The organism is Legionella cherrii, assembly GCF_900635815.1.
Taxonomy (GTDB): Bacteria; Pseudomonadota; Gammaproteobacteria; order Legionellales; family Legionellaceae; genus Legionella; species Legionella cherrii.
Map to the genome: position 1 here is coordinate 3,449,698 of NZ_LR134173.1, position 21,157 is coordinate 3,470,854.

A 21,157-nucleotide genomic window follows, 5' to 3' on the forward strand; every position below is an offset into this window, starting at 1 on the left:
ACGTTATTCCATCATTTAGATTGTTTATTGATAGGGATTGCAGGGTTCGCTAGAGTTCTATCCGCAATTGAAAATTGACAGCCTTTTACCAAAAGGTGAACAATTAAATTTTCAACGAATACGGGCTCCCCCTCTTCAACATCAGTGATATTCGTTTGATCAATATTCCTGCCGTCAATAATAACTACCATACCTGATCCATAACACTCGGCCTCAGATCCATTGCGAATGACAAGAGCAGTATCCTCGCCTAAACCAATACCCAATTGTTCTGGGTTCATAATAATTGCGTGTGCAAGACGACTAAATCGTCCTCTTTTGATGAAATGAGTATCAATAATACAAGACAGTAAAATTCCTAATCCGGAGGAAGTTAACAAGTTTCGATACCTTAAAGCTTCGGATAAACCGCCGCCAGTAATCATCACTGTACCCATAACCATGGCTCCAGCGCTGGTTCCAGCAATAATAAAATCACTGTCTTTCAAATATCGCTCTTTAATAATATCAACAATAGGAGTGCCCCCTAATATTGTTGATAAACGAAATTGATCTCCTCCTGTAAAAAAAATAGCGCCAGCATCTGCTGCTCTTTTTAAATATTCGTTAGTGCGCGCTTCGCTTCTTTTTTTTATAGGAAGAAATCCTATGTTGTTGTAGCCCATATTATGAAAAACTTTTTGATAAATTTTTTTTACTTCATCCTGAATTTCCGAACCTGTGGTAATAATTTCTATTTTCTTATTCGATGGAGGCAATAATTCACTCAAAATTTCATAGCGAGTAAATTCTCTTTTTTGCTCCGAAATATCCATTGGTTCATCGTGCCCTTTATCCTCGGCACCACCGATAATCAATAACTTAGCTTTGGGTGTCATTATAAACCTCATTCACCATCATCAATTGTTTTTCCCTTTTCTTGAGAAAATTAGTTGTTTCAAATACATCTTCAACGGCACAAAAGATAAAAGTATTGGGTTCTGCTATTCCCATCATATGTTCAATCGCCTCAATCTCGTCTGAAATAATATTGATAGTGGGCTTAAAATCAGAACGAAGAATTCCGGCAACCAGAAGACGGTTAATTTCATGATGAGTTCGCCCTCGCCCGTCCTTATCATGGCGAATAACAATTTCATCAAACATAGAGGCAGCATGATAGCCCAACTTTTCTATGTCCTCATCACGTCGATCACCTGCTACGCCTATAATTCCGATTTTTTTGGCGCAATGAATCGAACCAAGATAATTTTTTAGCTCACAAAATGCACCCTCGTTATGCGCATAATCAACCATAATTTGGCAATGAGGAAATTGAAAAAGATTCATTCTGCCTGGAAGATTTTCAACTGTGGGATAGAAAATTTGGAGTGCTTCTTTTATTTTCTCTAAGGAGAACTGACTAATCACTCCAGCTAATGTTGCCGCTAAGATATTTTGGATCATGCTGGTTGCAGTACCTTGAAAACTGAGCGGAATCGATTTTATATCGGCCAGAACGATTCGTTCAGACCCTCTTTGAACGACAATATTCCCTTGATCAAGAAAAGCTGCTAATCCGCCTAAGCTGCAATGTTTTCTAATCCGCGGACCATCAAACATACTAAACAAAGCAATATTGCACTGCAAATCATTCCTTAAATTATAAGTTAGCGAGTCATCTGCATTTAAAATGCTATATCCGGTTTTTTTGGTGCTTCGCGCAACAACTGCTTTGACCTGTGCCATGTCCTCAAGCGTATGAATATCATTTAACCCCAGATGATCCCCAGTAATATTCGTTATCACACTAATATCACATTCATCAAATCCTAAGCCTGAACGCAGAATGCCACCTCGAGCACATTCTAATACAGCATAATCGACCTCAGGATCATACAAAACAGCTTGTGCACTTGCAGGGCCGCTGCAATCGCCGCTGTAGATTAATTTATTATTGATATAAATACCTTCTGTGGTTGTATAACCCGTATAATGATTTGCAAAACGTGCAAGATGGGCAATCAACCTAACTACAGTTGTTTTTCCATTAGTGCCTGTAACGGCGACTATTGGAATTCTTGAAGTTAAATGTTCAGGATAAAGCATTTTTAAAATAGGTTCAGCTACATTACGAGGCGTACCTTCATTGGGCGATAGATGCATTCTTAATCCTGGCCCAGCATTTACCTCAATAATAGCGCCATGGTTCTCATTCAGAGGGCAACTAATGTCTTTTGAAATCACATCAATTCCACAAATATCCAAATTCACCAGTCTTGCTACACGTTCTGCAAGAATGATATTAAAAGGATGAACTGCATCTGTGACGTCTTTAGCTGTCCCACCAGAACTTAAATTTGCCGTTTCTTTTAAATTTAGGATATGACCTTTGGGTAAAATACTCTCCAGCGTCAGATTATTGTGTCTTAAAATAGAGAAAGTGGATTCATCTACGTTGATCTTGGTCAGTATCTTTTCATGGGATTCACCTCGGTTGGGATCCTCATTTGCCTGTTTGATTAATTGATTAATTGTACGTTCTCCATCCCCTACAATTTGAGCCGGAGTACGTTTAGCTACCGCAACCACCTTATAGTTAACGACTAAAAATCGATAGTCATTCCCGGGTATGGAGCGCTCTATAATCAATTCATTGGAAATTTTTTTTGCGAACTCATAACCGAATCTTGCTTTATTAAGATCGGTGATATTCGTCGTTACTCCCTTTCCATGATTGGCATTAAGTGGCTTAATCACTAAAGGGAATCCTAACTGTTCTACCGCCGCTTTCAGTTCTTCCTCAGAAGTAATAATCAATCCTGATGGCGTTGGAATAAAATTTGAATTAAGAATACTCTTGGTCAGCTCTTTATTAGAAGCGATATCAACACCAATTGAACTTGTTTTCGAAGACACTGAGGCCCATATTTTTTTTTGATTTCGACCGTATCCTAAGGTAATTAGGGAACTGTGATCATGGCGTTTCCAAGGAATATTTCTTTTTTTGGCTTCATCCACTAGAGCCTGAGTGCTTGGACCCAAACCCTGTTTTTTAAAAATCTCTTTTAAATGATTGATTGCTTCATCAAGAGGATATTTGTTGCCTTCAGCTATGGAATTTATAAAATCGACAGCTGTCTTTCCGGCATACAAACCAGCTTCTTCAATCTGATAGGCAAAGATGACATCATAGACCCCATAGTCCTTAGTTCCATAAGTTCTACCAAAACCACAATCCATCCCTGCGAGATACTGCAACTCCAAAGCCACATGTTCAATCACATGACCTAACCAAGTGCCTTCTTCTATTCTTTTTAAAAATCCACCTTCGATGCCTAAAGAACAACGATGACTCTGTAAACTGGGTAACTCCTGAATCAACCTCTCTTTGAATCCAGCTAAATGGCTTGTAGGAAGCTCTTCATATTTCCCTATATCGAGCTTGATGACAATGAGTTCCCTTCTGAAATTTGACCAATAATTAGGCCCATTCAAGACTTGGGTTTTTAAAATGTTCATTCGCATTCCTTGGCATAAAATGAATTACTAAAAACTCCTTTTAGCATAGGAAGAATTATTAAATTCTTCAAACGTAAATTTAAAAATAATTGATTCATGAGCCATGGTGAACTGTGGAAAATACTTAATTGTTAAAAAAAAATGTTTTTTAAGGAAAGTTACCTGTATTCCTGATCAGGGAACACAGGTAGTTTGATTATTTTTTAACACTGCATGTGATTTGTGTGCAGTCTCGACAATGCTTTTGTGCAAAAGCAAATGATTTGGCAGCAGAAGCAGCCTTTTCTGACATTATTTTATCGGCATCCTGATCCGCTCTTTTTTCACTAGAACTTGCATTAGTTGTACAAACCCAATTTGATCCCATTGATGTCTTACTATTAGCATTTGAACTGGAGCTCATAGTGCTATTAGAAGAACCACTTGGATTTGAACTCATAGAATCATCATGAGCAAATGAGGTTGCAGAGATCAAAACGAAACCGCTGAATAATATACTTGATAAAATATTCATAATTTTTTACCTCCAGTATAAAATCCGGTTATTGTCGTTTTGAATTCAGGTGCTGAAAAATTTGGCCAATGATTTTTGTCAAAGCCAGGGGCATCTTTCAAATTTTGCTTTTCAACATTGAGAATAAAGCAATCATCTTTATTATCATACAAAAAAAGATTCCAGGGCACTGCAAAATATTTATTTCCGAATCCCAGAAAACCACCAAAATCTAATACTAGATAGTTTACTTTTCCGGATTGTTTATCGATAACAACTTCTGCAATCTCACCTAGATTTTCATGTGCTGTATTCATGACCTTGGAGCCTGTCAGCTCTCCAGATTTAACAATTCCTCTGTTTTCCATAATTAAACTCCCTTTATTAAAACAAATACCTTTTAATTAATGATGTATTTTTCTTTGGAAATCATGCACTGCTTTTTTAGCTTGTTCTTCGGTGTAACCATAATACTTTTGGAGTTTTCCAAAAATTTCTTGTTGATTCCCTTCTATTTGTTTGAGGTCATCATCTGTGAGTTTTCCCCAAAATTGCTTCATTTCACCTTTGATTTCCATCCATTTGCCTTGAAAAATATTTCGATTCATTATTTTCTCCCTAAAATGATAAACCTATATAGAATTTTTATAGGCAAATAAATCCTAGACAAGAATTTTTAAAAATGCAAAATAATTGAACTAAATATTTAAAATATGGGCAAAATTATAAGGGCAGGTGAGGTAATTACTTTGGAATGATTCGGTTTTTTTATATTATAATTTCCATTACGGTAACAGGATGTCCTTTGAAATGGTCTGTATCTATGATTTTCCACCCTAAGGATTGGTAGTAATTGGGTATCGTGCGATCAAAAGCAAAAAGATAAAGTATTTCATACCCCATTCTTTTGGCTTGTTCTTTAGTTACTTCCACAAGTCGTTTGCCAAGTCCTTGGTTTTGATATTCGGGTGTTACAGTTAAAGAACCTAACCAGGGCATCAAGTCAGGACGAATTCCATCATTTTCACGTAAACTGCACATACCTATCGGTTTTTCTTTATCGAAAGCGACAAACGTGAGAGGCATCGTGTCGTGGTTTGCATGGTTACGAAAACGTTGTTCTACAACTTCAAGCGGCACATCAGGTAACCAAATTTTTCCAAGACCTTCTCGCCACATGCGGGCAAGTTCAGGAATCACATTAAGATTATTTTTCAATAGATCAATTTTAATATTCATGCCGTGTTCGAGCCTTTAGAACAAGATTTACCCCACTTTATATTTCATCTGCTGCAGAATGTAAACAACACCACTTCAAATAAGAATTTATTTGCATTATTTTATCTGTTTATCTAAAAATTATCATTTATTTTGCTAAAATATCTCCTTTAAAAACAATTAATTAAATAGATTTTTAAAATAATGAAAAAATGGTTAAACAGTTTATTGATACCTCGCGCACGTTTGAATCCCTATCAATTAGCAGGATGGACGCCTCATCGGGTTGCTGAATCAGGTCTTGGTTGTAAGCTTTTTGCAGATGTAATGATTCCGATGCCCGATGGAGTGCATCTTTCTGCCGATGTATACGTACCTAAAAAATCGGGAAGATATCCAGTCATTCTCCAATTTTCTGCCTACAATCGCGATTTGCATACCACAGGACTTCCAACTGGAAATAATGAAATTGGCTCCCCACCTGTCATTACTGATAGAGGTTATGTGCAGGTAATTGTCACTGCAAGAGCTATTGGACGTTCTGAAGGTGATTTTCAATCTTGGCAAAATGAGCAAGAAACACAAGATCATTATCATTGTATCGAATGGGCAGCACAGCAATCATGGTCCAATGGGGATGTCTGTTTATTTGGCACTTCGTACTACGGTATGAATCAAGCCAGCGTGGCAGTACTTAACCCGCCTTCCTTACGTGCTTTTTTTGCTAATGAAATTTGTACTGATTTTTACAGACATGTTTTCCATTATGGGGGTGTTTTTAATGCTGATTTTTTAAATTTATGGTTGGGGGCTAATTTTAATCCGCCTACAGTCCGTCGTTACCTGGCGCCCTGGAAAAGAGCTTTACTCAGCTATGCCATCAGTTACCCTTGGTTATGGAAAAAGCTCATAAAGCCCAACTTAGATAAAATTATTAGTGGATTTAAAAAAAATCAGGTAATTCCTGAGGCACTCCGCTGGTACATTCATCTTATGGTGGATAGTAATTCAAGAGAAGAGACTCAAATTGCACAAGGACCATTTCAAAAATTAAACCAGATTCATGTTCCTTTTGTTGTTGTGCAAAATTTAGGCAATATCGCATTACACCAATTTGGCTGTTACGACCTGTTTGAACATGCTAGTACCTCGACAAATAAAAAATGGATGATTCTTGGTCCGGCTGAATATGAGTTACCCGTTTATTCATGGCAATTAGAGGCTCTTGCTTTTTTTGATCATATTGTCAAAGGGGTTGATAATGGTTATGCCAGTTTGCCTCCCGTACGATATTGGGTTGAAGGGAAAAATCAGTTTGAATCAGCCACAAATTTCCCTAGTCCAGAGACCCAGGTATGCAAGCTTTATCTTCAAAAGAAATCCAAGGAATCAGAGCTTAGGGTTTTGCAACATCAAATACCCGATGAAAAACATGATTCCTGGATCTCTACACCTCCAGGAATTGAAGTATTACCTGGAATAGAGCAATTCGAAAAACAAAAACTGGCTTATGAATTACTGTTTCAGCAAGAAACAACAATTGCTGGCCCAATTACCATCCAGCTTCGATACAGTTGTAATGAAATTGACTCCTATGTAATCGCCAGATTAGGGAAAATCGATAGTGAGGGAATCTACCATCCTTTGTCTATGGGACACCTTCGACCGGCTACACGTACCATAGACCAAACCAGTGGTTCTCAATGTGAATTAGCAATTAATACCTCTATAGTAACTCCTCTTGAACCTAATATTGCTGTTTTATTGCGCTTTAGTATGACACCAGTGGCTGCATCCTATAAAAAGGGGGAACGTTTAGTTTTAGAAATTGCCAGCCGCTGTGATCAATTGTATGTCAGCATGAAAGAAGGTTTCATTGTTCCATATACAGCAGTTCCACCTTATTTTTGTCGTAACACGATTCACTATGGAGCAGATTCATTTATAGAACTCTACTGCACGCAGGAAATGCAAACGGATTAACAAGAGGAATCAAGGGATTGGCAATAGGATTCTCTGGTTCCATTTCATCTCACACCAAAGGCAATCCATCCATACTCATCTATACTAAAAATAGTTGTTTGTGAGCAATATAAGGAATAATAATGAGCATTCATTCGGGTAGCGGTCGTGGCGATTTCCATACTCTTTATCGAGGACAATCTGTAGATGACCTGATTATTGAGTACATGGAAGAAAATCATATTCCTGGAATGTCGCTGGCAATTGTTCAAGCGCCCTATATCACCCGGGTAGTCGGTTATGGATTTGCTGATACAGCAAAAAAACTTTTGGTTTCGACACGCACGCTCTTCCACGTGGGGCAATTAACCCATGCCTATACCGCAGTAGCCATAATGCAGTTACACGAAGAGGGAAAACTGCAGTTAGATAACTCTGTTTCGGATTATTTATACTTACTCCCGCAAACATGGGAAAAAATTACCATTCGACAATTATTAACCCACTGTTCAGGAATACCCGATTATACCAAATGTGATAATTTTTCGTTCCACCAAGACTATAAACCTGAGGAGATTTTTAGCTTATTTAAGAATCCAAACTTAGATTTTCCTGCAGGTACCCAAATGCAAGTCAGTGCCACAAACTATTACTTATTGGGCCTTCTTATTGAAAAAATCAGTGGCATGAGTTATGAGAACTACGTAACAAAAAATCAAATTAATCGAGTGGGTTTAAAACGAACTTTTTTTGTCAAAAATAAATCTTCGATTGATAATGAATTGAACAAAGACATCCTACCCTTTAAACACAGCGATTTTTTGCATAATCCCAGCTACATAGACCCTATAGAAGTGGCTCAAGGTTACAATGCCGAGCATGAGGCAGTCCCGGACGTCACCTGGACAACTACCTTTTCACACGGTGGTGTTATTGCTTCTGCGGAGGATATTAGCCTATGGGATATCAGCCTGGCTGGTTCTATCTTAGTCAAAGAAAAGGAGAACAGAGATTTTCTTTATCAATGCATTACCTTAGATAATAAAACAATCATTCCTGGGAATGCGGGATGGCTATTCCCTGGACATCCCGGATTAATGGAAATCAAAGGAAATATTCCAGGATTTTCGGCATTCCTAAGTCGCTTTACCGCAGCAAACGAACTCTTATGTGTCACCCTGTTGGCCAACAAAGAAAATTTAACTGATTTAGATATACTTGCCCGAAAAATCGCTGCGGCATTTGACATGAAGCTAGGCGCTCCTGAAGGCTCGGGATCACAAACACTACAAAGTCCTTATCCTGTCTCAAAAACGATAGAACGTCTGGTTAATATAATTACTCAACAAGGTGGAAAAATATTTGCTCATATTGATCACAGTAGTGAAGCGCAAAAGGTGAATCAAAAACTACTTCCAACTGAGGTTCTTATCATCGGTAATCCCGCGAAAGGAACTCCATTAATGCAAGAAAATGCCGCAATCGCACTTGATTTACCTTTGCGGATAATGGCTACAGAAGACACCAATGGCCAGGTATGGTTAAGTTTCACCGATCCAATTCAATTGGGTAAGGAATATCATTTACACAATAAAGAATTAAAACAAATCGCAACCGCTTTGCGCATGCTTTGTGAGAAGGCAGTATCGGCACAAAGTATCATTTAAGATTCGTACATGATTCTATTTAGCCTGGGTAAAGCGAAGCGTACCCAGGTTTATTTCTAAGGCACTCCTCTACGCAAACCCCTGCTGCCCGGTAAAGTTTTGTCTCGCAGCCAAGGTCCATAGTGGTTTTCAGCTAAAGATAAAATCAAAAAATAAAATCCAAAGTAGCAACTGCCTTGAAAAAGACAGTTGCTACTTTGGAAGAGGCAAAACAACAATGTCAACGGGACTAAACTTTTTCTTCTATTTCATAATCCTGAATTAATGCAGGATTTTCGGGTGATAAAGTAAAACTCACTTTAAGATTCGCTTTTTCACCTTTAAGAATAAAATATCCTCGTAATTGATTCTGTGGAATTACCGTACCAACATTGAGAATTTTTCCTGCCTTCGCAAAAAGTTCTTGGGTTTTCTTTTGCAACGATGCAATGGATGAATCCAAAAAGAAATTCTCTGCAAATACGCCACTGGCTTTTGCATCCTTCCATGCAGGCAGTAATTTCACCAATGCTTTTTGTCGCTCATTCAATATTTGTGAAGGTGGTAACTCTCTTGCTTTAAGATGTGCCTCATTAATAAGCTTATTAACCACTTGAACGTTAATTGTCTCTGCAGAAGCGTAGGTCACGTTGGTTAATAAAACCACGCCCATACCGTATTCGGGCAATAGAAGCCAATTACTTCCAAAACCTGGTAATCCACCGCTATGTCCCACTGCTACCTTAGCATTACAGTCCCTTGACCATCTTAATCCATAGCCGTAAGCACTTATTGTTGGGCACGCTCTGCCATATACTTCATCTTTTGAATCTAATGCATAAAATCGCCAAGGTTGATGCATTTCACGTATAGAACTTCTTTTTATTGGTCCTGTTTCTGCATCATCTCGCGCAGGCCAGGCAGCCTGATGCAGTGTAACGTAATGACTAAACGATTCGATGGAAGCAATCATTCCCCCCATGGAAGCATAACTACCATCATGTAAGATAGGCTCTTCCTGCCAATATCCATTCACCCACTGATAACCATGTGCTAACTGATTGGGTGGAACCCGAGCATACTCCCAAGCCACCTGTTTCATATTCAGAGGCTGCCAAATGTTTGCCGCAATATATTCTTGGTAGGGAACTCCTGATACCCTTTTAACAATCAATCCCAGGAGGGCAAATCCCAAGTTACTGTATTCAAATGATGTCCCAGGAACATTGGATAGTGAAATTCCTTGCTTAACCAAAGCGATAAGTTCTTCATCAGTTTTATTCAGATTTCTATCTCCCCAGGGATTATCTTCCGGGAATCCTGCGGAATGAGTTAATAAATCACGAATTGTAATCTCTGGTGCGTCTTGAGTTAATTTTTGATCCTTTAATTCAGGAATATAAAGAGAGGCAGGATCATCTAACCTTAATTTACCCTCATCACGAAGTTTTAAAATTGCCATGGCGGTGAAACTTTTAGTCATCGATGCGATACGAAACATCGACTGCGGGGTAGCAGGAATTTTTTTTGCAATATTCGTGTAACCACCACTTCCTGTATGGACCAAACGACCATCTATAATAATCCCGAATGCATAACCAGGGACATGATTTTTTTCCGCATACTGCTGATACATCTTATCAATGATTGGGAATGTTGCCTGAATTGCTGCAAGTCGATTATTCTGAGTAAAAACGGGAGGAAGATAGGAGTTGTTTTCACTGTTGGCAATCAGGGGAAATAGAGTAGCGAGAACAAAAAATTTTCTTGCGATAAAATGATGCATCATGGAACCTAATTAATCGGTTAGGAAAAGCGAAGAGTATATAATATTTGTTGACTGAAATAGACTTAAAATGAAAAATAAGATCTGTAAATAGCTACCATGCTACTGGGATAATCGAATGAAATTCTCAACATTATTAAGAATGATGCGCTTTTGGCCACCGTTTTGGGGCGCTGGAATTAGTGTAAAAAACTTTCATCCTGATGGTACTCATATTGTTGTTCAGATGAAAATGCGCTTTTGGAATAAAAATTATGTGGGAACGCATTATGGTGGTTCTATGTACTCCATGACCGATCCATTTTATATGTTGATGCTCATGCATTTATTAGGAAAAGGATACATTGTTTGGGATAAATCAGCTTCTATACGTTATAAAATACCTGCTAAGGGAACTATTTATGCACGATTTGAATTATCCCGAGAACAAGTCGAAAAAATTCGACTTGAAGTAAACGAAAGGAAAAAAATTGAGTCAGAATTTATTGTTCCTATAACCGACAAAGAAGGAAAAGTCGTTGCAGAAGTAAAAAAGATTCTCTCGATTATCAAAAAATAAATGGTTATGTTATGAAATAATCATTGCTTAAAAGGAAATAACATGCCAATTGACTCTTTTTCAGAAGAAGAACAGACCCCGCTATTAAAAATCTATAACGAGACTCAAACGGAGAAAAATAAAATACCTGGGTTATTACGCAATTACCACTCTGGCTGGCCCCTTTTGCAAGTAAGCCTCTTCAGTGTAACTAAAGATATGGCCGATCCTATAAAGTATATACCTGTATTAGGCGGGGGAAATTGTCATTTTTTTTATATTGGTGCATTTAATTTTGCAAGCCTTTTAACAAAAATCCCGGGAAGTATGGAAATAAGTATCCCTTTTCCTCCAAACCCCAAAAGAGAATTCGTTAAAGCGGATAATATCCATTCATTTTTAAAATCCTACACTATTCGCCACAAAAAATGGGGAATTACAATTTCCAGTAATTCAGGATTTTACGGTAAAAATTTAAATGTTGTACTTCCTGAGGGAAATGCAAAAGAATTTCGCGATGCATTGACTCATAGCTTCTCATTTGCATTAAAAAAAGGGGCTTTGCTCAAAGCGATTGATGGATGGTCTGATTCCGAATATACACAAAAGGAAATTGAAGAAGCAATTAACCCTGAGGTTGCTGTTTTTCACAATGGTCAAATTTTTATTGATTTAGGAATGTTTTTAGAACAAAAAGTAAAAGATGCAGAAGTAATCGCATTATTTAAAAATCTATTCAAAATTGAACCTTTTTTGGAGCTGCGAAAGCAATACCCGGAACTCAAACCTAATGCGCTCGCAGCGGTAGAAGTAATTCAAGAGGCCCCTGCAAAAACCCCTGAACTCACCAGGTTCAAAACAACCTCTTTCTTCCAGGAGAAAAAAAAGGAACCCTCCCTCATTGATGGCCAAGCCGCTCGTGAGTCTTGTCTGAGATAAAAACGAATGTGTTCATAGAAAACTGATGGTCTGGAAATCAAAGATCAACTTCCAAAGGTAAAAGTGTATACTTTGACTCCAGGCTCATTCGCAATAATCTGTAGATATCCGCTGGTGAATTTCTCCTGGGAAACCAGCTCATAAAGGGAGTATTTATCGATTAGTATCCTTTTTTCTTGGAGCTTTTTACCGGACTGTCCATCAGTTAAAATGACTCTAACCTTAATAGGTTTTGCAGAACTATTTCCCATAACGGCATAGACTTTGCGTGCATTAAACTGTATTTTTATCGCTGCATTGACGTCTTCTGCGAGAAGATACTCTGCATTGACTTGCCATAATCCCTCTAAGCCCCATGCATTAGTCGATAATTTATCAGCAAAATGATATTGAGTCGTCTTATCTTTAATCAGTTCTGGACTGTAATTAGAGTCAGCCTTTGCATATCCTAAATAGGTTTCTGGTGTTTGGGTGAGATTGAAAGAGGCGTTTTGCAAAGATTTTAAGGTGCTTAAGTCCTTAATTCCCAATAAAAAGCGAATATTGTTCTCCATAACATCGTAATCACCTTCACCAAAATGTCTGTAAACCACTTCGCCTTTTTTATTTATTAAATAATGTGCAGGCCAATAATGATTCTGATAGTTGCGCCAGGTAACGAACTGACTATCAAGTGCTACAGGATATAAAATCCCATATCGACTCACTGCCGCTTTGACGTTATCCAGATTTTTTTCGAAATCAAATTCTGGGGTGTGAATTCCAATAATAACCAATCCTTTATCATGATAGCGAGTATACCAGTCTTTAATATAGGGCAAAGTGCGCAAACAGTTAATACACGAATAAGTCCAGAAATCGATTAAAACGACTTTTCCATGCAAATCGACTAAACGTAATGGAGGTGAATTAATCCAAGCATCAATACCTTGTATCGATGGTGCCGGATAAGGAATCCATAAACCATTAATGAGGGAGTTGGACGTTTTAATTCCTGTTTGAGGAGTAACGGAAGAAGAAACAACCTCTTCTTCAAAGTAGATCATATAAACAACACTGGCAATAATCACCCCGCCTAAAAATTTACGGAAAAGGGTGGCGCGTTTTTTAAAAAAGTCGAACGTATTTATTAGTTTTTTCCCATAAAGGGAAATAATAAACATAGGAATGGCAGCTCCTAAGGCAAAAGCCATTAAAGTAAAGAAACTGAAAAGGGTTGTTTTTTGTAATGCGGTTTGTACGATAATTGCAGCCAAAATCGGTCCTGCGCAAGGAGTCCAAATAATAGCAATGATTCCTCCTAATAAAAGGCCATTCCAAAACCCTCCTTCCGATTTATTGGCTACTGAAAAAAAATTGCCTATGCGGGTAAACCCTTGAGTTAGTTTGCCAAATTGCTCTGTTAAATAATTGGAGAGCATAGTGGCCCCTAAAAGAAGCAAAATGCCATAACCGATATGACGCACTAAATTAAAATCAATATTTAAGTAATGGACCAATTGATGCGAAAAAAATACAAAAAAAGAAAAAAACAAAGTAAAACCAATAATGATTCCAATAGGTCTTTTTTTGGATCCACTCAGTGAGCTCGCTAAAAAAATGGGTAAAATGGGTAGAATACAAGGAGAAATAATAAGGCCAAATCCTTCAATAAATCCCAAAATAATATTAAGAAAATTTGCTTCCATTTACATTTCCGGAAATCAATACTCTCTGTCATTAATTTAGAAATTTTCCCCTCTCCCCTAGCCCCGGATCAAGGTTAGAGTGAGGGGAAAATTTATCATATGTCTACCTAATGAACTATGTACTTATAAACGTACATGTGCCCCACTTTCTTGTAACCGTTTCGCAACAACTAATTGAATATTGTCTCTGGCTCGCGCAGGAAAGTATTGATAAACCGCTAAAAAATCTCGAGCGTTAATCGTAAGGAATTGACAAGCAGTTATTGTACTAATGCGCGCTGTTCTGCGAATATTGCGTAAAATAGCAATTTCCCCGAACACATCGCCTGGGCCTAAAGTGTTAATACGCTTCCAACCCATAGATTGCGTTTTTATGGAAACTTGCACAGTGCCTCGAATAATAATATAAAGCATATCACCTATTTCACCTTGCTCTATAACGATTTCTTCAGGCCTATAGTTTGCAATAACACATTTATCGGCTAGCATTTTTTGTTCAATAAGACCAATACCTGTAAAAATAGTCGCGCGAGAAAGTATGGGAATTATATCTGCTTGAGGTAGATTATGACTCAGTTCCATAGTACTTTCTCCTTTGTATGTTCTATAAGACTCTAATTACAGTATAGATTGATTTATCTCAAATTATTAAACTTTAAAGGAATTAAGTAAGGGGGACTGAATGCATTAAGTGTTACAATTCGTATTAATTTGCCTGATTTCTGGATAATCAAATTTCGTCGCTACAAAAAATTTGACTTACGACGGAGATAATCCGAGTTGAGTTAATTGCTTACCCATTGTTTTTTAACGGCTCTTTTCGGTGATGGTGAATCCTTTGCAGCAAAATAATTGTTTAAATTAAGCACAGATCCAGTCAACTTTTTTATCTAATTGATGGCGCGGGTAATAATTTCTCAGCTGTTGGCAAAATAATTGACTAAGAAACAATAAAAGACCAATCAAATCGGCTACCCCGCCTGGACTAATCCCAGACTCGGAAAAAAGTCGATGGATTTCCAAGGCCTTCTGTCGCTGTGCTGGCAAACTATCGATAACTGATAGCTCTCTGATTTTGGATTTTGCATAATCTAAGCCAGGTTTTCCTTTTTTATAAAGAATATTTGTATCATCCATATTCTGTAAAAGTGCTACATAAGCAAATAAGCACGCAGTATCCAGAGATTGAGTATCAACAAAAAGTGCAATGAAATCAGGAAGTAAATGAAAAATTAAATCATAACCACGTATTGCCATTTGCCTGGCATCAATCACTTTGTATTGTCGACGTACAATAGCCCCATGACTTTCTGGATTTCCTTCATGATTTTGTAAATGCTTTGGCCAATCATTCAGTAACTGTTGGTGCACATCAGCCGGTGTAAAACATTTCTTTTCTTGAGCTAAACGAATCACTGAGACACAGGTAATACCCAAAGCAAAAATAGCACCACGATGTGTGTTCACTCCCCAAGTTTTTTTGAGCATGCGCTCTTCTGCTTCAATCGCAATGTGTTTTAATTCTTCAAAAGAACGGGTGACTAATCCCTTTTTTGTAATGTGATAAAAATAATGACGCAAGGTAAAAAGACTGCGATAAAACGTATCGCCGTTCATATCGTGATGAGCACCGGCATCCACAAAACTGACTAATCCTGGTTTTGGATATGCTTTCACTTCAAAATAAAGTGCTCTAACCGCCATTTTGGCGAGTGCTCTTTCACAGCATGGTGTAGTATTCATAAAGTTCGGTTCTTGATAATAAGGCAACTTGGTCCTTACTCTTACACAACAGTTTTTTTGCAGATAAATCGAGTAGTTCTTTAATTGGAATATCACCAAAATGAGGAAAACGTACCTCGCCATCTATCGTTCGATTAAATTTTTTGGTTAATGCCTGAATTGTTTCATGTAAATCAGTCCAAGAATATCCTTGATAATAGATAAGTAAATCAAGATCTGAAGTCTGGTTAACAAAAGAGTATCCAGACAAATAATGAAATAAAAATGAGCCATAAACAGCAATATCTGAAACGGGATATAAATTAGTAATACGCTGTAAATCCGTAATCTGATAACACCGTGAGAAAAATTCATGCATCTCGATAAGTTGAGGAAGGAACTTTTGTGTTTGCACAAACGATGGGGCAACTTGCAAACCAACCCGATGCTTTTGATTATCATGCAACAGAGTTAATCCCAAATTAATTGTTTCTTGACCGGCAAATTGTTTGGCATAAATACAAGGCAGCCCTTGTGCAAGCCAAAGAGCAGTTTTTTCGGCAATCATTTTCTGATCCTCATGACAAGAGGTAATCACAAAATCAGCATGAGGCTTAAGATAAATTAAATGATGCCGCTGTGCATTCATAAATGATTAGCCACTTTATTGATAATCGAGAAAGCAAGTTTTCTGCCCCCCCGCTCACTACCCAAGAGTGCCCGCTCGTCCTTTGTATTATTTTTTTGGATCGCTAAATTAATTTTTTCAGCCAATTCAGATGGATTTACTATCTCATGTATCCCACCCAATTCATAAAAATTTTGCACTCCTGGAGCGAAAACGGGGAATGTTTTACTGAGCTCCTTGAGAGTACCCAATTCTATTTTGGTTACTTTTGCAATGCCTTCCAACCACATCACCGCTAAGGCTGCATCCGGTAAGGCTAAAATGGTATCTGCAGTCAAACCATACGCAATAAAAGCTCCTCCTAATGCCTGGTTATAAACCAGAGATATCAACGCATTTCCTTGCTGGCGTAGACACTCCAAACATGCAAGTAAATGACCAAAATATTGTTGCATGCCCAGCCATTCATCGCGCATGGTTAACTCCTGTCCAGCAACATCAACTAAAAGCAAAACAGGATCTTTTGATTGACTCTCAAGAATATCAATGACATGCTGAGCCATAATCAAGGCTTGCTCTGCACCCAAAAATGTTGATTCCTTGACTCCAAGAATATGAAGCGGCTGATTCTTCAACGTCGCATGCCCATAAATAACGGATTGGTTTTCTGTCAACTTAATATCCTGAGAAAATATCTGTTTGAGAAGGCCGTTTAATGCGATCATTTCTTTTTCCTTTTGTATTATCGCAGACTAAATACCCTTGCAGCTAATCCGGGCGACAAGTCATCTGACTACGATTTTATATCTTTTGCTGCCTGTAAAAAGGTTTGCTCGTCCATATCAAAAAGCGTTGCAGCATACTTTGGCGCAACGTGGCTCAGATAAGCCCCCTCTTCTTGATATCCTTGCGTTTCTTGAAAGCGTTTTTTTAACAGAGCCTGTTTTTGTTTCAGAGAGTTAAGATTCAGCGGCACTTGCTTATCAAGAGCAGCAAGCAATTGAGCCCGTATCGCTGCAACATCTGAACCTACATAGCTTTGAGCAATATCCTGTAAATAGCGGGTTTTTCCACCGTATACACGCCAAACCAAAGCTCTATCCTGTGAATTAAAGGCATTGACACCTGCTACAGCTTGAATCACCTCGGGGCCAGATACGCCAATCCGCCCTATTTCATTTGTAATGAGATAATCCAGACAGGCAGAAATAATTCCCATGCCGCCAAAGGCACCGTTTCTACCACAAATAACCCCTATTGTGGTTATTCCATGAAGTCTTGCCTCAAAAATAGAGCGAATTGTTTCTGAAATTGCAATTTCCCCAGCATTCGCTTCGTGCAATCGTACACCACCACTATCAATGAGCAGGATCACAGCCTTAGTCTCAGTTGCAATTGCTGCTTTGAATAAACCAGTAAGCTTCGCCCCATGAATTACGCCCACAGCACCGCCCATAAAATCTTTTTGTTGGGCAGCAACAAGCACTTTATTTTTTTGTAACAGAGCAGATCCTATAACGATGCCGTCGTCTGATTCACCAGGTAAATTAAAAGCGGCCAAATAGGGACTGTATAGCTTTTCATCAGCAAGCCACTCCGTGAACGAATCTTCATCAAATAGAACCTGGATTCGTTCTCGAGCATCGAGCTCTTCATAATTTGTTCCTATTTTGTAATTGCCTTGAAACTCTTCCAACGCTTGCCCTAAACGTAATAAAACAACAGCTGGAGTTGCTCCATTATCATTGATGGTAAATTGCAAACCAACAGGCTGGTATTGATTCACAAAATCCCCAATAACCATTTTCCAAACGGGTTTATAATGTTCAATTGCCGTCTGGATAGTAAAAATTGTTTCTGACGTCGTATTGGTTTCAATGATAACTTCTAAATTACCTGAGCCAACTACGCCACAAACTGTTTTTTTACCTTGAAGACGTTCACCCGAAAGTGTAAAACGAAATTCCATCTGTTCCATATCTTTGCCCTACCAGTTTCTAAATTTTACAGGCGGCTCATATAAACCTTTAGAGCAAACAACAAGCTCACGAATTGATTTGGCAGCCAATAAATCTCGAGTTGCATCGGAAACTTTAATCCCCAAATCTTCCGGGCGTTTTATTACTCCTCGATGTCGTAATTCTTCGACTTTCATCCGATCGCGCATTACTCCAACTTCGGTATATCCGGCAATACCGCGAATGGCCTGTTCGCGCTCCTCAAGAGTTTGGCACATCAGGAGATTAGCAATTCCCTCTTCCGTCACTACATGACTTACATCGTCCCCATAAATCATTACTGCAGGCAAATCAGCATTCATCGATTTTTGTAAAGCCCAAGCATCCAATTTTTCCACAAAGGTGGGTTGTGTTGCACTCTGAAACGTTTCTACCATTTGAACCACCAATTTTCTTCCTCGAGGCATTTTAGTTCCCAGTGCTTGGCTGCGTTCTTGCCCTGCCTTCAACCAAGCATATGAAGAGTGGCGCCGACCAGGAGCATCACAGCCCATATTAGGCGCGCCACCAAAACCTGCTATACGCCCCTCAACTGCTGTAGAACTATTTCCCTCAAGATCCATCTGCAATGTTGCACCGATAAAAACATCACACGCATAATGCCCAGCTAACTGGCCTAACATCCGATTCGAACGGAGCTCCCCTTCTTTACCGGTGAAAAAAATATCGGGGCGAGCCGCAGCATAGCGGTTCATGCCGACTTCTCCTCCAAACGGATAGATTGTTTTCACAAATCCCGCTTCAATGGCAGGGATCAAAGTGGGTAAAGGATTAACCACCCAGTGCTGGCATATTTTTCCCTTTAAGCCCAAGGATTCACCATAGGTGGGTAAAAGCAATTCAATAGCACAGGTATTAAATCCTACCCCATGATTTAAGATATTCACTTGATAAGGAGCGTATATTCCTTTGATGACCATCATCGCCATCAATATTTTGACTTCATCAATTTGCGCAGGATCACGGGTAAACAGTGGTTCGATATAAGCTATTTCCGGACCTTGAACAATCACATCAACCCAATCTCCAGGGATATCGACGCGGGGTAGGTGCTCAACAAGTTCATTGACTTGCACCACAACCACACCGTTTTTAAAATTAGTCGCTTCAATAAGCGCTGGTGTTTCCTCGGTATTCGCCCCGGTAAATAAATTCCCCTGTCTGTCTGCCTTATCAGCCATCAACAAACACACATTAGGTGTCAAATCTGCAACTAATCGCCCAAACAGTTCATTGTAGGTATGAATATTACCTATCTCAATTTTTTTATCGTACACCATTTTAGCAAGTCGCACCGATTGTGGACCTGAATAAGAAAAATCAATTCGATTGGCGATCCCTTTTTCAAAAACATCAAGGTGTTCTGGCAAGGCAATTGCTGATTGGATCATATGTAAGTGATTGATTTCTTGAGGATTTAGCTGAGCCATTGCCGTAGCCAAAAAACTCGCTTGTTTTTGGTTATCACCTTCAATGCATACTCGGTCACCTGAGCGTATGAGCAAAGAAAGCACGGAGACTAAATCATGCGCCTCAACAAATTTGTTGTTTTTAAGATAAGATTTAATCTTTGACAGACGCTTTATGTATTCTTTTTTATTCTGGTCCCACATTGTTGCTTCCTGCGTTATTATACTTTGAATAGATGCCTTAGGAACTTCTAAAGGTTAGGTTTCAGAGGCTCTTGGGTATAGTTAGTGCAACTTGAGTCGCGGCTTCACTCTGCGACTTAACAAATTCGAAAAGGTCAGCAAAAAAACTCGCCACCCGCCATATAATGCCATTTGATGTTGCTTATATAAAGATAAATAAAATAAGCGTGCTAACTTGCCTTCTATCATGAATCGCTTAGTTATTTTACCCATTAAATTACCAATAACATGATGGCTTAAAGTCACTAAAGAACCATGATCACGATAATGATAAACAGGTAAAGGCTTCCCTTCTAAATATTTATCCAAAATTTTATATAAAAATAATGCTTGTTGATGGGCTGCCTGCGCACGTGGTGGAACCGTTTTATCTAAATTGGTTTGAGGGCAGCTCGCACAATCACCAAGAACAAAAATAGAATCATCTAGGGTGGTTTGTAAGGTTTGCTTCACTAAAAGCTGATTCATATGATTGACCTCCAAACCATCCATGTGCTGCAAAAAATCCGGGGCTTTAATACCAGCAGTCCAAACCACCAGATCGGCGGGAATAAATTGAGTTGACTTAGTATGCAAACCACGTTCTGTCACTTTATCAACTTGTTCGTTGACACAAATTTTTACTCCCATGCGCGTTAATTCCGCAGATACTTTTTCTGAGAGTTCTTCTGGAAGCGCGGTCAATAATCTGCTTGCCGCCTCAATTAGGGTAAACGAAACAACGTCAGGCTGAATGCCGATGCCATAATTTATAATTTCATGGATTGTGTTATTTAATTCTGCGATTAGTTCAATTCCAGTAGCACCACCGCCCACCACCACAAGATGAAATGGACCTTGATTTGGCTGCTGGGAAAGACGCATGAAACGGTTTAATAATTCGCGATGAAAATAGGCTGCCTGGTCTATGTTATCTAAAAACAAACAATGTTCGCGAACCCCAGGAATATTGAAATCATTAGCGACACTTCCCACCGCAATAAATAAAATATCGTATGAAACAGCTCGTTTAGGCAGAACTTCTTGCTCGTGACTGTAAAAAGGGGACAAATAAATCTCTTTTTTGCTTCGATTTAGACCCTCAAGAGCTCCTAAAACAAAATGAAAATGATGAGTCGCTGCATAAGCAAGATAATCAATTTCGTTTTCATTGGTAAACAAGCTACCTGCGGCAACCTCATGCAATAACGGTTTCCAAATATGAGTGGGTGAGCAATCAACTAAAGTAATGGACGCGTTACCTGCTTTTCCGAATTTATTCCCCAATAAAGCAGCTAATTCCATACCTCCTGCACCACCACCAACAATAACAATGTTTGGTATTTTATTTGCCATAAGAATTCTTCCATGAAATAAATTATTATTA

Annotated in this window: 19 protein-coding genes; 4 read left to right on the forward strand and 15 right to left on the reverse strand. The window is 38.6% G+C overall.

What is annotated here, in order from left to right:
- Window positions 1-11: 11 nt before the first annotated feature.
- The 6 genes from EL022_RS14775 to EL022_RS14800 form a co-directional block, all read right to left on the reverse strand.
- The gene (locus tag EL022_RS14775) at window positions 12-878 is read right to left on the reverse strand and encodes a cyanophycinase (RefSeq protein WP_028379842.1); all 867 of its coding nucleotides are present in this window, start codon (window positions 876-878) and stop codon (window positions 12-14) included.
- Window positions 862-3,501 (reverse strand): cyanophycin synthetase, encoded by a 2,640-nt coding sequence (gene cphA / locus EL022_RS14780; RefSeq protein WP_028379841.1) that lies wholly within the window; start codon window positions 3,499-3,501, stop codon window positions 862-864. The genes EL022_RS14775 and cphA overlap by 17 nt, the downstream gene beginning before the upstream one ends.
- A 196-nt stretch (window positions 3,502-3,697) precedes the next feature.
- Entirely contained in the window at window positions 3,698-4,015 is a 318-nt protein-coding gene (locus EL022_RS14785) for a hypothetical protein (RefSeq protein ID WP_028379840.1), read from the reverse strand.
- Window positions 4,012-4,362, reverse strand: a complete 351-nt coding sequence (locus tag EL022_RS14790) for a PRC-barrel domain-containing protein (RefSeq protein WP_028379839.1) — start codon at window positions 4,360-4,362, stop codon at window positions 4,012-4,014. The genes EL022_RS14785 and EL022_RS14790 overlap by 4 nt, the downstream gene beginning before the upstream one ends.
- A gap of 36 nt (window positions 4,363-4,398) precedes the next feature.
- Entirely contained in the window at window positions 4,399-4,602 is a 204-nt protein-coding gene (locus EL022_RS14795) for a CsbD family protein (protein ID WP_028379838.1), read from the reverse strand.
- Window positions 4,603-4,762: 160 nt separating this feature from the next.
- A complete protein-coding gene (locus EL022_RS14800; RefSeq protein WP_028379837.1) occupies window positions 4,763-5,233 on the reverse strand; it encodes a GNAT family N-acetyltransferase in 471 nt (156 codons plus the stop codon).
- Window positions 5,234-5,416: 183 nt separating this feature from the next.
- Here EL022_RS14800 and EL022_RS14805 point away from each other — a divergent pair, with 183 nt between their 5' ends.
- On the forward strand, window positions 5,417-7,195 hold the full coding sequence (locus EL022_RS14805) for a CocE/NonD family hydrolase (protein ID WP_028379836.1): 1,779 nt from the start codon (window positions 5,417-5,419) through the stop codon (window positions 7,193-7,195).
- 122 nt (window positions 7,196-7,317) lie between these two features.
- Window positions 7,318-8,841, forward strand: a complete 1,524-nt coding sequence (locus tag EL022_RS14810) for a serine hydrolase (RefSeq protein WP_028379835.1) — start codon at window positions 7,318-7,320, stop codon at window positions 8,839-8,841.
- A 229-nt stretch (window positions 8,842-9,070) separates the two neighbouring features.
- Here EL022_RS14810 and EL022_RS14815 read toward each other — a convergent pair whose 3' ends face one another.
- Window positions 9,071-10,609, reverse strand: a complete 1,539-nt coding sequence (locus EL022_RS14815; RefSeq protein WP_237761336.1) for a serine hydrolase domain-containing protein — start codon at window positions 10,607-10,609, stop codon at window positions 9,071-9,073.
- A gap of 115 nt (window positions 10,610-10,724) precedes the next feature.
- On the opposite strand from EL022_RS14815, the gene EL022_RS14820 reads away from it, so the two are divergent.
- Together EL022_RS14820 and EL022_RS14825 are read left to right on the forward strand one after the other, a co-directional pair.
- Window positions 10,725-11,165, forward strand: coding sequence for a DUF4442 domain-containing protein (locus EL022_RS14820; protein ID WP_028379833.1), 441 nt, complete (start codon window positions 10,725-10,727; stop codon window positions 11,163-11,165).
- Between the two features lie 42 nt (window positions 11,166-11,207).
- Window positions 11,208-12,083 (forward strand): hypothetical protein, encoded by an 876-nt coding sequence (locus tag EL022_RS14825; protein ID WP_028379832.1) that lies wholly within the window; start codon window positions 11,208-11,210, stop codon window positions 12,081-12,083.
- A 44-nt stretch (window positions 12,084-12,127) separates the two neighbouring features.
- On the opposite strand, the gene EL022_RS14830 is transcribed toward EL022_RS14825, so the two are convergent.
- From EL022_RS14830 to EL022_RS14865, 8 genes are all read right to left on the reverse strand, one after another.
- Window positions 12,128-13,771 carry a cytochrome c biogenesis protein DipZ gene (locus EL022_RS14830; RefSeq protein ID WP_028379831.1) on the reverse strand — a complete coding sequence of 548 codons (1,644 nt, stop codon included), beginning with the start codon at window positions 13,769-13,771 and terminating at the stop codon, window positions 12,128-12,130.
- 123 nt (window positions 13,772-13,894) lie between these two features.
- Window positions 13,895-14,353 (reverse strand): cyclic nucleotide-binding domain-containing protein, encoded by a 459-nt coding sequence (locus tag EL022_RS14835; RefSeq protein ID WP_028379830.1) that lies wholly within the window; start codon window positions 14,351-14,353, stop codon window positions 13,895-13,897.
- Window positions 14,354-14,632: 279 nt separating this feature from the next.
- Window positions 14,633-15,514 (reverse strand): triphosphoribosyl-dephospho-CoA synthase, encoded by an 882-nt coding sequence (locus EL022_RS14840; RefSeq protein ID WP_051544379.1) that lies wholly within the window; start codon window positions 15,512-15,514, stop codon window positions 14,633-14,635.
- Window positions 15,492-16,142 (reverse strand): phosphoribosyl-dephospho-CoA transferase MdcG domain-containing protein, encoded by a 651-nt coding sequence (locus EL022_RS14845; protein ID WP_028379829.1) that lies wholly within the window; start codon window positions 16,140-16,142, stop codon window positions 15,492-15,494. Before EL022_RS14845 ends, EL022_RS14840 begins: the two co-directional genes overlap by 23 nt.
- A complete protein-coding gene (locus EL022_RS14850) occupies window positions 16,139-16,846 on the reverse strand; it encodes a biotin-independent malonate decarboxylase subunit gamma (RefSeq protein WP_028379828.1) in 708 nt (235 codons plus the stop codon). The genes EL022_RS14845 and EL022_RS14850 overlap by 4 nt, the downstream gene beginning before the upstream one ends.
- Window positions 16,847-16,914: 68 nt before the next feature.
- Window positions 16,915-18,099, reverse strand: coding sequence for a biotin-independent malonate decarboxylase subunit beta (locus EL022_RS14855; RefSeq protein WP_028379827.1), 1,185 nt, complete (start codon window positions 18,097-18,099; stop codon window positions 16,915-16,917).
- Between the two features lie 9 nt (window positions 18,100-18,108).
- Window positions 18,109-19,752, reverse strand: coding sequence for a malonate decarboxylase subunit alpha (gene mdcA, locus EL022_RS14860; RefSeq protein ID WP_028379826.1), 1,644 nt, complete (start codon window positions 19,750-19,752; stop codon window positions 18,109-18,111).
- Window positions 19,753-19,833: 81 nt separating this feature from the next.
- The gene (locus tag EL022_RS14865) at window positions 19,834-21,126 is read right to left on the reverse strand and encodes an NAD(P)/FAD-dependent oxidoreductase (RefSeq protein WP_028379825.1); all 1,293 of its coding nucleotides are present in this window, start codon (window positions 21,124-21,126) and stop codon (window positions 19,834-19,836) included.
- Between the last annotated feature and the right edge of the window lie 31 nt (window positions 21,127-21,157).